The sequence below is a fragment of the Sphingoaurantiacus capsulatus genome (assembly GCF_042648405.1).
Lineage (GTDB): Bacteria > Pseudomonadota > Alphaproteobacteria > Sphingomonadales > Sphingomonadaceae > Sphingoaurantiacus > Sphingoaurantiacus capsulatus.
The window spans coordinates 526,378-541,260 of record NZ_JBHRXV010000001.1; the positions used below are offsets into that span (position 1 = coordinate 526,378).

Below are 14,883 nucleotides of genomic sequence, written 5' to 3' on the forward strand. Positions count from 1 at the left end.
CTCCCGTTTCGCCGATGCTGGCGAAAGGCGCGGGTGGAGGCAAGCTGTTGCGAACGCTACCCCACCCTCCCAAACGGCGTCATCCCGGCGAAGGCCGGGATCCATCTTCTCCACCGTTGGCGGCAATGGATCCCGGCCTTCGCCGGGATGACGGTCGTTTGATGTTTGACGGTCAGGCTTACGCCGCCTCGTCGATCGACAGGCGCTCGTAGCGCGACAGGTGATGGTCGATCGAGCCGAACTGGCTCTCGATCATCGTGGCGCGCTTGAAATAATGGCCGACCGCCAACTCGTCGGTCATGCCCATGCCGCCGTGGATCTGGATGGCGCTCTGGCCGACGAACTTGCAGGCCTTGCCGACGCGCGACTTCGCCGCCGATACCGCCTTGGCGCGCTCGTGGGCGGACTCGTCGAGCTTCAGCGTGGCCATCAGCGTCAGGCTGACCGACTGCTCGACCTCCATGAACATGTCGACCATGCGGTGTTGCAGCACCTGGAAGTTGGAGATCGCCGTGCCGAACTGCTTGCGCTGTTTGGCATAATCGAGCGTCTGCAGGTGCATCTGGCGCATCACGCCACCGGCCTCGGCGCAGATCGCCACCGTCGCCTCGTCGATCACCTGTTCAACCAGCGGCAGCGCGCCGCCCTCGGCGCCGAGCAGCGCCGACGCCGGCACGCTCGCGTTCTCGAAATAGACTTCCGAGGCGCGGCCGCCGTCGACGGTCGGATAGTCGCGCGTCGAGACGCCCTTGGCGCCCTTCTCGACGAGGAACAGCGACACGCCGTCGCGGTCGCGCTGCCCGCCGCCGGTGCGCGCGGTGACGATCAAATGCGTGGCGTGCGGCGCATCGCGCACCACCGCCTTGTGGCCGTTCAACACCCAGCCGCCGCCGTCCTTCCTGGCGGTGGTCTTGAGGTCGGCCCAATTGTAGCGCGCGTGCGGCTCGGCACAGGCGAAGGCGGTGAGCACATCGCCGCCGATGATGCCGCCGATCAGCTCGCCCGCCGCGTCGCCGCCGGCCGCCTTCAGGAAGCCGCCGCCGATCACCACGGTCGACAGATAGGGCTCGATCACGAGGCGCGAGCCCAGTTCTTCCATCACGACCATATTCTCGAGCGCGCCGCCGCCGAGGCCGCCATGCTCTTCGGCGAACGGCGCCCCAAGGATGCCCAGCTCCTCGGCGAAGGCCTTCCAGGTGTCGCGCGACCAGCCGGCGTCGGAGCGGACGATCTTCATCCGCGTCTCATGGTCGTAGCGATCCGACAGGTAGCGCGCGAGCGTGTCGCGCAGCATCGTCTGCGTTTCGGTGTAGTTGAAGTCCATCGTTGCCCCGCTTTTCAGTCCCCTCTCCCTGGAGGGGAGAGGGTTAGGGAGAGGGTGGTCGGAGAATTTGGCGCGAGCTTGGAGACCACCCTCTCCCCGCTCGCTTCAGCGAGTCGCCCTCTCCCCTCCAGGGAGAGGGGTCGGATCACAGTCCCAGCACCATCTTCGCGATGATGTTACGCTGGATCTCGTTCGACCCGCCGTAGATCGTGGTCTTGCGCATGTTGAAATAGGTCGGCGCCGCGCGGTGGGCGTAGTCGGGCCCGATGCCGTGCTCGTTGGTGCCTTCCAGCCCGCGGAAGTAGGGCGCGCCATAATGGCCGACAGCTTCGAGGATCAGCTCGGTGATCCGCTGCTGGATTTCCGAGCCCTTGATCTTGAGCAGCGAGGATTCCGGCCCCGGCCCCTTGCCCGCCGCGGAAGAAGCAAGCGAGCGCAGCTCGGTATATTCGAGCGAGGTCAGGTCGATCTCCAGCTCGGCGATCTTGCGCTTGAAGAACGGGTTCTGGATCAGCGGCTGGCCCTCGTCGACCTCGCTCGCCGCGATGTCGCGCAGCCGCTCCACGCCGCGCTTCGACCGGGCGACGCCGGCGATGCCGGTGCGCTCGTGCGCGAGCAGGAACTTGGCGCAGGTCCAGCCCTTGTTCTCTTCATAGATGCGGTTTTCTACGGGTACGCGGACGTTCTCCAGCCACACCTCGTTCACCTCATGCTCGCCGCCGAGCGTGATGATCGGGCGAACGGTGACGCCGGGCGACTTCATGTCGATGAGCAGGAAGCTGATGCCCTCCTGCGGCTTCGACGCCGGGTCGGTGCGGACGAGGAAGAAGCCCCAGTCGGCGTGCTGCGCCAATGTGGTCCAGGTCTTCTGGCCGTTGACGATATAATGGTCGCCGTCGCGCTCCGCGCGGGTGCGCAGGCTGGCGAGGTCGGACCCGGCGCCCGGCTCCGAATAGCCCTGGCACCACCAGTCGTCGCCCGACAGGATGCCGGGCAGGAACTTCGCCTTCTGTTCGGGCGTGCCGAAGGTGTAGATCACCGGGCCGACCATGTTGATGCCGAACGGCATGATCGGCGTCGTCTCGGCGCGGGCGAGCTCTTCGGAGAAGATGTAGCGCTGCACGGCGTTCCAGCCGGGGCCGCCATATTCGGTCGGCCAGGCCGGTGCGACCCAGCCCTTCTTGGCGAGGATGCGGTGCCAGGCGAGCAGCTCGTCCTTGGTCAGATCCTCGCGTCCGCCCTTGCCGCGAAGGCTGGCGGGAAAATTCTCGGCAATGAAGGTGCGAACCTCGTCACGGAAGGCGATGTCTTCCGGACTGAACTGAAGGTCCATCGGTGCGTTCTCCCCAAACTGGATAGCGCCAGCGCTACCGCTGCGGCACCAGCCGCGCAACCTAGCGCAACTGCCACTCCTCACGTTCCAGAAGAGCCGAAAACCGTCGTTTTGGGGGTAAACCCCCAATAATCACGATTTTTTGGAAACGCAAGCGGCAAATGTGCGTTACGGTCATGTATCAGTTGCGTACCCCTGTTGTGTCTGTTGCGTACCCTTTGTTGTGTGGTGTGAAAATGCGTTCAGCTCCCATAGTGCGTGCGTTTCGGCGCCGGTCGACCGTGGTCCTGCTTTCGCTGGCAGCGGTCGTGCCGGCGCCGTCCCTGGCGGAAGTCCCCGTCGCGGCCCCGACGATGACCAGCGCGCCCGTGGCGCAGGTGCCGTCGGTGACGTGGAGCAAGTCATCGGCGAAGGCGCTGATCGAGGTGATCGAGGCGTCGGCGGACGAGGGCCTCGACCCCGCGGATTACGGCGCCGACCGGCTGCGTGACGCGATGGAGCGCGGGCAGATCGACCCGGTGGCGTTCAACGCCGCGGCGATGAAGCTGGCCAGCGACTATCGCTATGGCCGCGTGCCGCGCAACGAGCGCGTCGACTGGTTCAGCGAGCCGGCGAATCCCATCCTGCTGGCCACCCTCGTCGCCAACGGCATCAATGACGACAAGGTCGAGAAGACCTTCGACAAGCTGCTGCCGCAGACCGAGGATTATAAGTCGCTGAAGCGCGCGCTGGCCGAGACGCCGGCGTCGGACACCGCGAAGCGCACCGCGTTGATGGTCAATCTCGAGCGCTGGCGCTGGATGCCGCGCGAGATGGGCAACAAGCATATCTTCGTGAACATCCCCTCGTACCGCGTCGAGCTGGTCGAGGACGGCGCCGTCGTCGCCGAGCATGCCGCGATCGTCGGCAAGCCGGCGAGCCCGACCCCGCAATTCTCCACCGAGGTGAAGGCGGTGCGCTTCAACCCGGGCTGGGCAGTGCCGCCGGGCCTGAAGAAGCAGAAGCTCGCCATGTACCAGCGCAATCCGGCGGCCGCCCGTCGCGCCGGCTACAGCGTCAAGCAGGGCCCAGATGGTCCCGCGATCTTTCAGGCCCCGGGGCCGGGCAATGCGCTCGGCCAGGTGCGCCTGGTGATGCCCAATCCGTACATGATCTACCTGCATGACACGCCCGAGAAGAAGCTGTTCGGCAAGGAAGCACGCGCCCTGAGCCAGGGCTGCGTGCGCACCGACCGCCCGGTCGAGTTCGCCGAGCGGCTGCTGACCGAGGACGGCACCTCGTCGTCCGAGATCGACGCGGCGCTGGCCAAGCGGAACACGACGCGCGAGCTGTCGCTGAACAAGTCGGTGCCGGTGCACATCGCCTATTTCACCGCCGAGGCGGATGAGGGTGGATCGGTAAAGATGCTGAGCGATCCCTATGGGCGCGACGCGCGCGTGGCGCGGGCGCTGGGCGGCAGCGTGGCGCTGGCGTCGAAGTAAACTTCGCCTTCAACACCTATCACCGTCATTCCGGCGAAAGCCGGAATCCAGACCGACCGTCGGACTGGATTCCGGCTTTCGCCGGAATGACGACTGTGGGGTAGTGACTGGACATGCCTACCACCCCCACCAACTGGCTCTACCCGCCCGACCTTACCGTCGCGACCGAAGTGCAGCGGGAGCTGGCATCGCGGGTGATCGCCGAGGACGACTTCGGCCCGATCAATACCGTCGGCGGCACCGATATCAGTTGCCGCCCGCGCGACCCCAAGGCGCAGGTTCACGCCGCCATCGTCACCTGCGACTGGCCCAGCCTGACCCGACGCGAAGTTGCCACCGCGTCCGACCTGCCGCGCTTCCCCTATGTCTCCGGCTACCTCGGCTTCCGCGAAAGCCCGGTGCTCGTCGACGCCTTCGCGAAACTCGCGCGCAAGCCCGACCTGCTGTTCGTCGACGGGCAGGGCCTCAGCCATCCGCGTGGGTTCGGCATCGCCTGCCAACTCGGCGTGCTGCTCGACGTGCCGGCCATCGGCGTCGGCAAGTCGGTGCTGGTCGGCACGCCGGCCGCGCCGCTCGGCCCCGACCCCGGCGACCGGGTGCCGATGGTGTGGAAGGGGCGCACCGTCGGTATGGCGCTGCGCACCCGGCCCCGCGCCAACCCGCTCTACATCTCCGCCGGCCACCGCATCTCGCTCGAAAGCGCGGTCGAGCATGTGCTCGCCGCCACCCGCGGCTACCGCCTGCCCGAGCCGACGCGCCGCGCGCATGACGCCGCGGGCGAGCTGCGGCGCAGCGTCGAAGGGGATGTCGCCGGACTGATCGGCTGACGCGCTGAATCGACCTTGCGCGACTCGCAAGGGAGGCAGACCCTAGCTGGTCCCGACGGTCGCCACGGCCAGAAGGCCGCGCGCGACCGCCATTTCATGGCGAGCGAACGGCTGGAGGGAATGATGGCATCAATTGGCAGAGCAGGTGCGGCGCGGGCGATCGCGCTGGTGGGTCCGAACGGGTCAGGCAAGACGTCGTTGATGGAGGCGTTGCTGCACGCCGCCGGCGCCATCGAGCGACGCGGCCTCGTCGACATGGGCAACACCGTGGGCGACAGCAGCGCCGAGGCGCGCGCGCGCGGCCAGTCGGTGGAAACCAGCCTTGGCCGCTTCGACTTCATGGGCGACCGTTACGCGCTGATCGACTGCCCCGGCGGCGTCGAGTTCGCCGGAGAGGCGGACACGGCGCTGGCCGCCGCCGACCTCGCGCTGGTAGTGATCGACCCCGATCCCGGCCACGCCGCGCTGATCCAGCCGGTGCTGAAGCAATTGGAGACCCTGGGTATCCCCCGCGCCCTGTTCATCAACAAGATCGACACCGCGCACGGCCGCATCCGCGACCTGCTCGCCACCCTGCAGCCGGCGAGCGCTGCGCCGCTGGTCGCGCGGCAGATCCCGATCTGGGAGGGCGAGCGGGTCACCGGCTTCGTCGACCTCGGGCTCGAACGCGCCTTCGTCTATCGGCAGGGCAAGCCGTCCGAACAGGTCGAAATTCCGCCGACGCTCGCCCACCGCGAGGCGGAGGCGCGCTTCCATATGCTGGAGCAGCTCGCCGATCATGACGATGTGCTGCTCGAACAATTACTGTCCGACATGGTACCCGAGCGCGACCTGGTGTTCGGCGACCTCGTGCGCGAGACGCGCGAGGGGCTGATCGTGCCGGTGTTCTTCGGATCGGCGAGCAACGGCTTCGGCGTGCGCCGCCTGCTGAAGGCGCTGCGCCACGACACGCCGGAACCCGGCGCTGCCGCCGAGCGCATCGGCGCGAGCGGCGACTGCGCCTATGTGTTCAAGGTCAGCCACGCCGGGCAGGCCGGCAAGCTCGCCTTCGCCCGCGTCATGTCGGGCAAGATCGGCGATGGCGCCGACCTCGTTCGCCCCGATGGCGAACACGCCCGCGCCGGCGGGCTGTTCGCGGTGCAGGGCGGCGCGACCACCAAGATCGCGAGTGCTGGCACCGGCGAGGTGATCGCCGTCGCCAAGGTGACCGGCGCGCGGCCGGGCGAGCTGCTGTCCGCCGACGGCAAGGCGCGCGCGGCGGCGCGCCTCCCGTCGCGGCGGACGCCGGTCTATGCGCTCGCCATCGGCACGCGCGACCGCAAGGACGATGTGCGGCTGTCCGAGGCGCTGGCGAAGCTCGTCGAGGAAGATCCGACCGTCGAGATGATCCATGACGCCGAGAGCCACCAGACCCTCCTCAAGGGCCAGGGCGAGACGCAGCTGAAGGTGCTGCTCGACAAATTGAAGCGCCGCTACGGCGTCGCGGTCGACATCTCGCGCCCGCGCATCGGCTATCGGGAATCGATCCGCCGCGCCGCCGCCAACATCCGCGGCCGTCACAAGAAGCAGTCGGGCGGCCACGGCCAGTTTGGCGACGTGGTCATCAACATCCGCCCCGAGACGCGCGGCCAGGGTTTCGGCTTCTCGGAAAAGATCACCGGCGGCGCGGTGCCCAAGCAGTGGATTCCCGCGGTCGAGATGGGCGTGAAGGATGCGCTCGAACGCGGGCCGCTGGGCTTCCCGGTAGTCGATGTCGCGGTGGAGCTGATCGACGGCTCCTACCACAGCGTCGATTCATCCGAGCTGGCGTTCCGCACCGCCGGGCGGCTGGCCGCGAGCGACGGACTGAAGGGCTGCGACTCCTATCTGCTCGAACCCGTCGACCGGCTGGAGATCTACACGCCGCAGGCGGCAACATCAAAGATCACCTCGGCGGTGACCAGCCGGCGCGGGCAGGTACTGGGCTTCGACGCGCGCGAGGGCTGGCCCGGCTGGGACCGGCTCGACGTGTATCTGCCGCAGTCGGAGCGCCAGGAGCTGATCGCCGAGCTGCGGGCGCTGAGCCAAGGGCTCGCCACCTACACCTTCGCGTTCGATCATATGGCGGAGCTGTCCGGCCGGCAGGCCGAGCAGGTGGTTCAGGCGCGCGTGGCGGCCTGACGCAGCGGGATGACCGCGCCGTCGCCCGAGGCGAGCATCGCTTCGAGCACGGCGCGGCTCATCGGTTCGGCAAAGACATTGCCCTGGAATTCGTCGGCGCCGGCGCGCTTCAGCAGCTCGACCTGACGCACCGTCTCGACGCCCTCGGCGACCACCGTCAGCCCCAGTGCATGCCCGAGCGCGACCATCGAGCTCAGCACGGTCATCGCATCGGTGTCGGGCGCGAGACCTTCGAGGAAGCCTTGCGCGATCTTCATCGAATCGAGCTTGAAGCGCTGCAGATAGACGAGGCTCGAATAGCCGGTGCCGAAATCGTCGAGCGCCAGCTTCACGCCCATCGCGCGCAGCGCATCGAGGCGGCGGCGGGCGCCCTCGGGATCATTGACCAGCACCGTCTCGGTGATCTCGAGCGTCAGCCGCGCCGGGTCGAGGCCGGCGGATTCGAGCGCCGACTTCACCGTGTCGACGATGTCGTCGCCGCGGAACTGCGCCGGCGACAGGTTGACCGCGACACCGATGCTCCAGCGCGCCGCGTCGGCGCAGGCGGTGCGCAGCACCCGCTCGCCGAGACCCGCGATCAGCCCGCTCTCCTCGGCGATCGGCACGAACACCGATGGCGACACCGGGCGGCCGTCGGCATCGACGAAGCGGGCCAGCGCCTCGACCCCGACGATGCGCTGCGTCCGCGCGCAGACCTTTGGCTGATAGACGACCTTCACCGCGTCGCCATCGATCGCGCGGCGAAGCTCGCCCTCGATGCGGCGGCGGTGGTGGAGATCCTCGTCCATCGCCGCCTCGAACAGCGCGACGCGGCTGCGGCCGCGCGACTTGGCCTGGTAGAGCGCGATGTCGGCGCGGCGCACCACCTCGTCGGGGCTGGTGTCGCTGCCCTGCACCGCGGCGATGCCGATCGAGCCGCTGAGGCGAACCTGCGTGCCCTCGACATTGTGCGGCTCGGTCAGCGCGGCGAGCAGGCCGGTGGCGCGGCTGCGCGCGGCATCGACGTCGCTGTCGGCGATCAGCACGACGAACTCGTCGCCACCGAAGCGCGCGACGGTATCCCCGGGGAACAGGCGGCGGATGCGACGGCCGACGGTGCGCAGCACCTTGTCGCCGGCTTCATGCCCCCACATGTCGTTGACGTCCTTGAAGCCGTCGAGGTCGACGAACAGCAGGGTCGCGCCGCCGCCCTTTGCCGCCACCGCCTCGCCGAGCTTTTCCATCAGCAGGCGGCGGTTGGCGAGCCCGGTCAGCTCATCGTGCCGCGCCTCGTGCCGGGTGATGCTGAGGTCGTGCGCCGAGGAGCGGATGAAGCGGTAAACCAGGATACCGGCGAGCGTCATCACCAGCAGCACGACCATCGCGAACGGCAGCAGCCGCTCGACCACGTCGCCCATATGGCGTTGCGCGCGCCAATGGAGCACGGCGATGCGCTGGTCCGACGCGTTGCGCAGCACCAGCTCGCCGTCGCCGGGCGCCGCGCGCGCCGGCCAGCCGGCGAGCGACATCCGGTCGATCAGCACGCTGTCCGAAAGGCTCGCGAGGAAATCCTCGTCGACGTCATAGGCGGAGACGAGAAGCGCGTAGCCGCCGTCGGCGGGCGTGCCGACGCGGCCGAAATCATGGAGGATCGGCGCGACGATCAGGAATACCGGCCGCCCGTCGATCATCGCGAAGGCGGCATCGTCATAGCCGCGCGACAGGTTGCGCCCGATGGTCAGGCTGTCCGCCGCCGGGCGGTAGCTGTCGGCGCGCTCGCGCACCTTTGCCACCAGCGGCGCGGCCTGCGCGGCGAGCGCCGCGTAGGTGGAGGCGGGAAGCTGCACGCCCTTGGCGTTGGCGTAGGCGGCCTTGTTGCCGGCATCGAGCATGAACACCCGGTCGGCGGCGTAGAAGCGGTGCAGCCACTGGCCGACATTCTCGTCGACCCACGCCTCGTCGAAGCTGAGCGCGGTGTTCTGCACCGCCTCGTCCCAGAAGGTAACGCTGGTCAGGTCGTTCCTCAGCCGCTGCAGCTTCAGGTCGAGCGCATTCTGCGCCTGCACCTCCTCGCGGTCATGCGAGAGGTCGACATAATAGTCGGCGGAAACGAACAGGGTGACGACGGACGCGACGACGGTCAGCGCGACCAGCCCGGCCAACGCAGTCGTGACCGCGACGGTGCGCGGTATGTTGAAAAGCCCCCTAATCAACGTACCGCCACCTCTACGCCTACGACCGCGAGAGTCCAGAACTCGTCGCGTCCTGCGGCGCTTTGTGCCACCGCAGCGAAAGCGCGCAATATTGTAAATCCCACAGCGGCAAATGCTTACGGAGCCGTGTTGATACGGCTCCGCTGCGGCGAACCGTTGGTTTTGTGAGTCGGGCCGTTCTATCGGGTGGAGCCTTTTATGTTAACCTTCCCGAACGAATTTGAACGGGGGGATTTATGCGTAGCTTCACGCAGAAACTGGCGCTGGCCGCCGCGCTGATCGCGCTGCCCGCCATGGCCCTGGTGCCGGCGGCTCCGGCGGTTGCGAAGAGCCTCTACGAACAGCCGAAATATGCCGCGATCCTCGTCGATGCGAAGACCGGCGAAGTTCTCTATTCGCGCCGGCCCGACGCCGCGCGCCACCCGGCGTCGATCACCAAGGTGATGACGCTGTACCTGACCTTCGAGGCGCTGGAGCAGGGCGAGCTGACCTTGCGCGACAAGATCACCTTCTCGGCGCGCGCCGCCGGCCAGGCGCCGTCGAAGCTGCCGACGCGCAAGGGCGACACCATCACCGTCGAGCAGGCGATCCGCGCACTGACCGTCAAGTCGGCGAACGACGTCGCCGTGGCGCTCGCCGAAAAGCTCGGCGTGACCGAGGCGGCCTTCGCGGAAAAGATGACCGAGAAGGCGCGCTATCTCGGCATGAAGAACACCCGCTTCGTCAACGCGAGCGGCCTGCCGAATCCCAATCATTCGACGACGGCGCGCGATATCGCGATCCTGTCGTTGGCGACGCTTCAGCATTTTCCGCAATATTATAAATATTATAGCGAGCCGGAATTCACCTACGCCAATCAGGTGATGACCTCGCACAACCGGCTGTTGAAGAACATGCCCGGCGCCGATGGCATCAAGACCGGCTACACCGCCGCCGCCGGCTTCACGCTCGCGGCTTCGGCGCAGCGCGACGGCAAGCGGCTGATCGCGGTGGTGCTCGGCGGGCCTTCCACCATGGCGCGCGACCAGAATGTGCAGGCGCTGCTCGAGGCCGGCTTCGACGTGATGAAGTCGCGCGCGGTCGGCATGCGCACCACCGTCGCCTCCTACATGAGCGAACCGCCCGAAGTGCCGGGCTTCGAACTGCCGCCGGGCATCGAGCAGGGCTCGACCGACGCGGCCAGCCCGCGGCGCTGACCCCGTTTCAGTAACTCGTAGCGTTATGTTTCCCGGGTGGCGGGGGTCGAAAGGCCCCCGCCCCGACCTTTTTAGGCGGCCCGCTTCTCGCCGGGCCGAAGCGTCAGCACCCGCACGCCGTCGCGCGTCACCGCCACCGTATGCTCGAACTGCGCGGACAGTTTCCCGTCGGTGGTGACCACCGTCCAGCCATCGTCCTCAGTGCGCACGGTGCGGCGGCCCTGGTTGAGCATCGGCTCGATGGTGAACACCATGTTCTCGCGGAGGATAAGCCCGGTGTCGGGCCGGCCATAGTGCAGCACCTGCGGCGCCTCGTGCATCTCGCGGCCGATGCCGTGGCCGCAATAGTCACGCACCACCGAATAGCCATGGCGCTTGGCGTGCCGCTCGATCGCGTGGCCGACATCGCCGAGCCGCGCGCCGGGGCGCACCGCGGCGATGCCCTTCCACAAGGCCTCATAGGTCACGTCGACCAACCGCTTCGCCGCCGGGGCGACGGTGCCGATCAGATAGGTCTTGCTGGAATCGGCGATGAAGCCGTTCTTTTCCAAGGTGATGTCGAAATTGACGATGTCGCCGTCCTTCAGGACATCGGCGTCCGACGGCACCCCGTGGCACACCACCTCGTTGCGCGAGCAGTTGAGCACATAGCCATAGCCATATTGCCCCTTGCTCGCCGGCCGCGCCTTCAGCTCATCGACGATGAAGCGCTCGACAAGGTCGTTGACCTGCATCGTCGTCATGCCGGCCAGCGCCAGCGTATCGAGATGCGCGAATACCGAGGCGAGCAGCCGCCCCGCCTCCGCCATGACCTCGATCTCTTCCGGCGTCTTGGTCATGCGGCGCGCAGGGTCGGCGTGTCGACGCCCGCGTCGCGCAACTCGCGCGCGACGATCTCCTGAAAGCTCAGTGTCGGATTCAGCTCGCAGAGCATGCCGATGCGAATCCAGAACGCCGCCTGCGCGTTGATCGAGCGGCACGAGACCTTGCAGGCCTTGCGCAGCTGATCGTGCAGCTCGTCCTCGATGTTCACGATGCCCATGCCCGCTCCTATGCGATTCGTATATGTTTCATATACAAACCGCATAGGGCTGGGCAAGCGGCGGCCTACTTCTTCGGCTTCAACCGCAGCAGCTTGCCGTCGTCGGCGTCGGTCAACACGTAGAGGAAGCCGTCCGGTCCCTCGATCACGTCGCGGATGCGGGCGCCGAGGTCGATGCGCTCCTCGCCGACCACCTTGTCGCCCTTGATCGACAGCCGGACGAGACCCTTGGTCACCAGCCCGCCGATAAAGGCGCTGCCCTTCCAGGCCGGGAAGGCGTTGCCGCTGTAGAAGGTCATGCCCGACGGGCCGATCACAGGGTCCCAATAATAGACCGGCTGCTCAAGGCCCGCCTTGGCGGTGATCCCCTCGCCGACCGGCTTGCCGCTATATTCCTCGCCATAGGTGATGACCGGCCAGCCGTAGTTCTTGCCGGCCGCCGGCTTGTTGAGTTCGTCGCCGCCCTTCGGGCCGTGCTCGACGGTCCAGAGGTTGCCCGACGCATCGAGCGCTGCCGACTGGAGGTTGCGATGGCCGTAAGACCAGATCTGCGCGCGCCCGCCGCCGGCCTTCGCCCACGGGTTCGAGGCGACCGGCTTGCCGTCCATCGTCACGCGGATGACCTTGCCGAAGCCGTAGTTCAGGTCCTGCGAGAACACGCGGGCATCGGGCACCGAGCGTTCGCCGGTGGTGATGAACAGATTGCCGTCGCGCGCAAACACCAGCCGCGAGCCGAAATGCTTGGTGCTGCTCCACGCCGGTTCCTGACGGAAGATCACCTTGCCGCCCGCCATGCTGAACGTACCGGTCTTCGACGGCGTCGCGCAATAAGCGGCGGTGGAATTCTTCCCCGCGTCGCGCGGCTCGGCATAGGTCAGGCAGACGGTGTCGCCCTTGACGCCAACGTCGAGCAGGCCGCCCTGGTCGCGCGCGTCGACCTTGGGCACGCCCGGCACCGGGCCGGAGAGCTTGCCGTCACGGCCGATGACGCGCAGCGCCCCGGTCTTCTCGGTGATCAGCACGCGCCCATCGCCGAGGAAGTCGACGCCCCACGGCTTGCTCAGCCCCTCGACCACCGTTTCGACGGTGAAGGCGACGTTGGTCTTCGCTTCCGGCGCGCGGGCTTGGCCGGCGAAGGCGGGCTTCTGCTCGGGCGAGTTGGGCTCGCCCTGCGCCACCGGCGCCGCATTCACCGCCGCCGCCGCGACACCCGCCAGCGCCACACCCATCATCAGCTTCCGCATGCCCATCTCCCTAGTAGCTCGATACGAGACCTTGAACGTCCGCGCGCCATTCCAGATGCACGTTTCCATCGGATGGACTAAAGGTCGCGCATGACGAAATCCACCGACACCGACGCCCAATCCGGGCGGATCACCTATTCGAGCTACCTCGGTCTCGACACCTTGCTCGCCAGCCAGCACCCGCTGTCCGACCGCCACGACGAGATGCTGTTCGTGGTGATCCACCAGACCAAGGAGCTGTGGCTGAAGCAGATCATCCACGAGCTTCAGCTCGCGCAAGGCATGGTCCGCGAAGGCGCGCTGGTGCCGGCCTACAAGAGCCTCGCCCGCGTCTCGCGCATCCAGTCGGTGATGACGCAGTCGTGGGACATCCTCGCGACGATGACGCCGTCCGACTACACAAGCTTCCGCAGCTATCTCGGCACCAGCTCGGGCTTCCAGTCGGCGCAGTTCCGCGAAGTCGAGTACCGGCTGGGCCTGAAGGACGGCAGCTTCCTCAGCTTCCACGCCGAAAAGCCCGAGGCGCTCGCCGCGCTGCAGGACGCGCTCAATGCGCCGAGCCTCTATGACGACGCCATCCGCCAGCTCGCCAACGCCGGCTTTGCCATCCCCGACAGCGTGCTCAACCGCGACGTGACCCAGCCCTATGAACCGTCGCAGGCGGTCGAGGACGCCTGGGTCGAGGTCTATCGCGACACCGACCGCTGGTGGGAGCTGTACCAGCTCGCCGAAAAGCTCGTCGATCTCGACGACGCCCTCCTAACCTGGCGGCACAAGCATGTGCTGACCGTCCAGCGCATCATCGGCGGCAAGCCCGGCACCGGCGGTACCGCCGGCGTCAGCTATCTGCAGAAGACGCTCGAGCGGCGCTGCTTCCCCGAGCTGTGGACGGTGCGGACCAAGCTGTGAGCTGGAAGCATCTGTTCAGCGAAGCGCTCGCCGCCGCGCCCGCGCGCCTGCACCTCGCCGCGCACAGCCACCATCTGTGGCCCGACGCCACCCGTGCCGCGCAGCTTCAGGCGTGGGAGGACGGCGTGACCCTGGCCGACCACAAGTGGGACAAGGTGTTCGGCGAGGTGATGCCGGCGGCGCAGGCGGGCATCGCCGCCGAGCTGAAGCTGCCCTCGCCCGACAGCCTCGCCTTCGCGCCGAACACGCATGAGTTCATCGTTCGGCTGGTGTCGGGGCGCGCGAGGCGGCCGGTGCGCATCCTGTCCACCGATGGCGAATTCCACAGCTTCCGCCGCCAGTCGGCGCGCTGGGCGGAGAGCGACGAGGTGGTGCTGGAGACGATCGCCACCGACCCGTGGGACAGCTTCGCCGATCGTTTCATCGAGCGCGCGCAGAGCGGCGAGCATGACCTGATCTTTGCCAGCCATGTGTTCTTCAAGACCGGCCGCGTGTTCGAGCGGGTCGCCGAACTGGCCTCGCTGTCGCGCCCCGATGGCCCGTGGCTGATGATCGACGGCTATCACGGCTTCATGGCAATGCCCACCGACCTGTCCGCCATCGCCGACCGCGCCTTCTACACCGCCGGCGGCTACAAATATGCGATGGCCGGCGAAGGCGCCGCCTTCCTGCATGTCCCGCCGGGCTTCGGCCTGCGCCCCGCCAACACCGGCTGGTTCGCCGAGTTCGAGGATTTGACCGCTCCGCCCGGCACCATCGGCTACGCCCCCGGCGGCGGGCGGTTTCTGGGCGCGACCTTCGACCCGAGCGGGCTGTACCGGCTGGCGGCGGTGTTCGACCTGTATCGGCGCGAGGGCCTGACCACCGAAGCGGTCGCGGCGCATTCGGCGGGGCTGCAACGGCATCTGCTCGACGGCCTGTCCGGCGCGCTGGCCGAAGCCGAACTGCTCAACCCGCTCGATGGCCGCGCGCATGCCCGCTATCTCGCGTTCAAGGATGCCCGCGCCCCGGAGTGGAAGAAGGCGCTCGATGCGGAAGGCGTCGTCACCGACGTGCGCGACGATGTGCTGCGGATTGGGTTCGGGCCCTATCAGGACGAGAGCGACATCGACCGGTTCCTGGGGATTGCGGGTAAGGCGCTCGCCTAACGCTAGCTGTCATCCCCGCGAAGGCGG

The 14,883-nt window shown here is 67.6% G+C and carries 12 protein-coding genes; 6 read left to right on the forward strand and 6 right to left on the reverse strand.

The window, feature by feature from the left end; genetic code table 11:
* Positions 1 to 178: 178 nt before the first annotated feature.
* Positions 179 to 1,324, reverse strand: coding sequence for an acyl-CoA dehydrogenase family protein (locus tag ACFOMD_RS02940; protein ID WP_380856549.1), 1,146 nt, complete (start codon positions 1,322 to 1,324; stop codon positions 179 to 181).
* Positions 1,325 to 1,469: 145 nt separating this feature from the next.
* On the reverse strand, positions 1,470 to 2,657 hold the full coding sequence (locus tag ACFOMD_RS02945) for an acyl-CoA dehydrogenase family protein (protein WP_380856552.1): 1,188 nt from the start codon (positions 2,655 to 2,657) through the stop codon (positions 1,470 to 1,472).
* Between the two features lie 308 nt (positions 2,658 to 2,965).
* Between ACFOMD_RS02945 and ACFOMD_RS02950 the strand changes: the two genes are divergently transcribed.
* The 3 genes from ACFOMD_RS02950 to ACFOMD_RS02960 all read left to right on the forward strand — a co-directional run bounded on the left by ACFOMD_RS02950 (position 2,966) and on the right by ACFOMD_RS02960 (position 7,125).
* Entirely contained in the window at positions 2,966 to 4,138 is a 1,173-nt protein-coding gene (locus tag ACFOMD_RS02950; RefSeq protein WP_380856555.1) for a L,D-transpeptidase family protein, read from the forward strand.
* A gap of 113 nt (positions 4,139 to 4,251) precedes the next feature.
* Complete coding sequence (locus ACFOMD_RS02955; RefSeq protein WP_380856558.1) at positions 4,252 to 4,965, forward strand: endonuclease V; 714 nt, start codon at positions 4,252 to 4,254, stop codon at positions 4,963 to 4,965.
* Between the two features lie 123 nt (positions 4,966 to 5,088).
* Positions 5,089 to 7,125, forward strand: a complete 2,037-nt coding sequence (locus tag ACFOMD_RS02960; protein WP_380856561.1) for an elongation factor G — start codon at positions 5,089 to 5,091, stop codon at positions 7,123 to 7,125.
* Here ACFOMD_RS02960 and ACFOMD_RS02965 read toward each other — a convergent pair.
* Entirely contained in the window at positions 7,104 to 9,266 is a 2,163-nt protein-coding gene (locus ACFOMD_RS02965; RefSeq protein ID WP_380856564.1) for a bifunctional diguanylate cyclase/phosphodiesterase, read from the reverse strand. The two genes, ACFOMD_RS02960 and ACFOMD_RS02965, sit on opposite strands and share 22 nt — an antisense overlap.
* Before the next feature lie 287 nt (positions 9,267 to 9,553).
* On the opposite strand from ACFOMD_RS02965, the gene ACFOMD_RS02970 reads away from it, so the two are divergent.
* A complete protein-coding gene (locus ACFOMD_RS02970) occupies positions 9,554 to 10,513 on the forward strand; it encodes a D-alanyl-D-alanine carboxypeptidase family protein (protein ID WP_380856567.1) in 960 nt (319 codons plus the stop codon).
* 71 nt (positions 10,514 to 10,584) lie between these two features.
* Here ACFOMD_RS02970 and map read toward each other — a convergent pair whose 3' ends face one another.
* The 3 genes from map to ACFOMD_RS02985 form a co-directional block, all read right to left on the reverse strand.
* Complete coding sequence (map, locus tag ACFOMD_RS02975) at positions 10,585 to 11,352, reverse strand: type I methionyl aminopeptidase (protein WP_380856570.1); 768 nt, start codon at positions 11,350 to 11,352, stop codon at positions 10,585 to 10,587.
* A complete protein-coding gene (locus tag ACFOMD_RS02980) occupies positions 11,349 to 11,555 on the reverse strand; it encodes a ParD-like family protein (protein ID WP_380856573.1) in 207 nt (68 codons plus the stop codon). The genes map and ACFOMD_RS02980 overlap by 4 nt, the downstream gene beginning before the upstream one ends.
* 65 nt (positions 11,556 to 11,620) lie before the next feature.
* Positions 11,621 to 12,799 (reverse strand): PQQ-dependent sugar dehydrogenase, encoded by a 1,179-nt coding sequence (locus ACFOMD_RS02985; RefSeq protein WP_380856576.1) that lies wholly within the window; start codon positions 12,797 to 12,799, stop codon positions 11,621 to 11,623.
* A 90-nt stretch (positions 12,800 to 12,889) separates the two neighbouring features.
* Here ACFOMD_RS02985 and ACFOMD_RS02990 point away from each other — a divergent pair, with 90 nt between their 5' ends.
* Positions 12,890 to 13,708: a tryptophan 2,3-dioxygenase gene (locus ACFOMD_RS02990; protein ID WP_380856579.1), complete on the forward strand. Its 819-nt coding sequence runs from the start codon at positions 12,890 to 12,892 to the stop codon at positions 13,706 to 13,708.
* On the forward strand, positions 13,705 to 14,856 hold the full coding sequence (locus tag ACFOMD_RS02995; RefSeq protein WP_380856582.1) for an aminotransferase class V-fold PLP-dependent enzyme: 1,152 nt from the start codon (positions 13,705 to 13,707) through the stop codon (positions 14,854 to 14,856). Before ACFOMD_RS02990 ends, ACFOMD_RS02995 begins: the two co-directional genes overlap by 4 nt.
* Positions 14,857 to 14,883: the final 27 nt, after the last annotated feature.

Coding starts and splice junctions, on each gene's coding strand:
- ACFOMD_RS02940 (WP_380856549.1), bottom strand. CDS start 1,324: ATGGACTTCAACTACACCGAAACGCAGACGATGCTGCGCGACACGCTC.
- ACFOMD_RS02945 (WP_380856552.1), bottom strand. CDS start 2,657: ATGGACCTTCAGTTCAGTCCGGAAGACATCGCCTTCCGTGACGAGGTT.
- ACFOMD_RS02955 (WP_380856558.1), top strand. CDS start 4,252: ATGCCTACCACCCCCACCAACTGGCTCTACCCGCCCGACCTTACCGTC.
- ACFOMD_RS02960 (WP_380856561.1), top strand. CDS start 5,089: ATGGCATCAATTGGCAGAGCAGGTGCGGCGCGGGCGATCGCGCTGGTG.
- ACFOMD_RS02970 (WP_380856567.1), top strand. CDS start 9,554: ATGCGTAGCTTCACGCAGAAACTGGCGCTGGCCGCCGCGCTGATCGCG.
- map (WP_380856570.1), bottom strand. CDS start 11,352: ATGACCAAGACGCCGGAAGAGATCGAGGTCATGGCGGAGGCGGGGCGG.
- ACFOMD_RS02980 (WP_380856573.1), bottom strand. CDS start 11,555: ATGGGCATCGTGAACATCGAGGACGAGCTGCACGATCAGCTGCGCAAG.
- ACFOMD_RS02985 (WP_380856576.1), bottom strand. CDS start 12,799: ATGCGGAAGCTGATGATGGGTGTGGCGCTGGCGGGTGTCGCGGCGGCG.
- ACFOMD_RS02990 (WP_380856579.1), top strand. CDS start 12,890: ATGACGAAATCCACCGACACCGACGCCCAATCCGGGCGGATCACCTAT.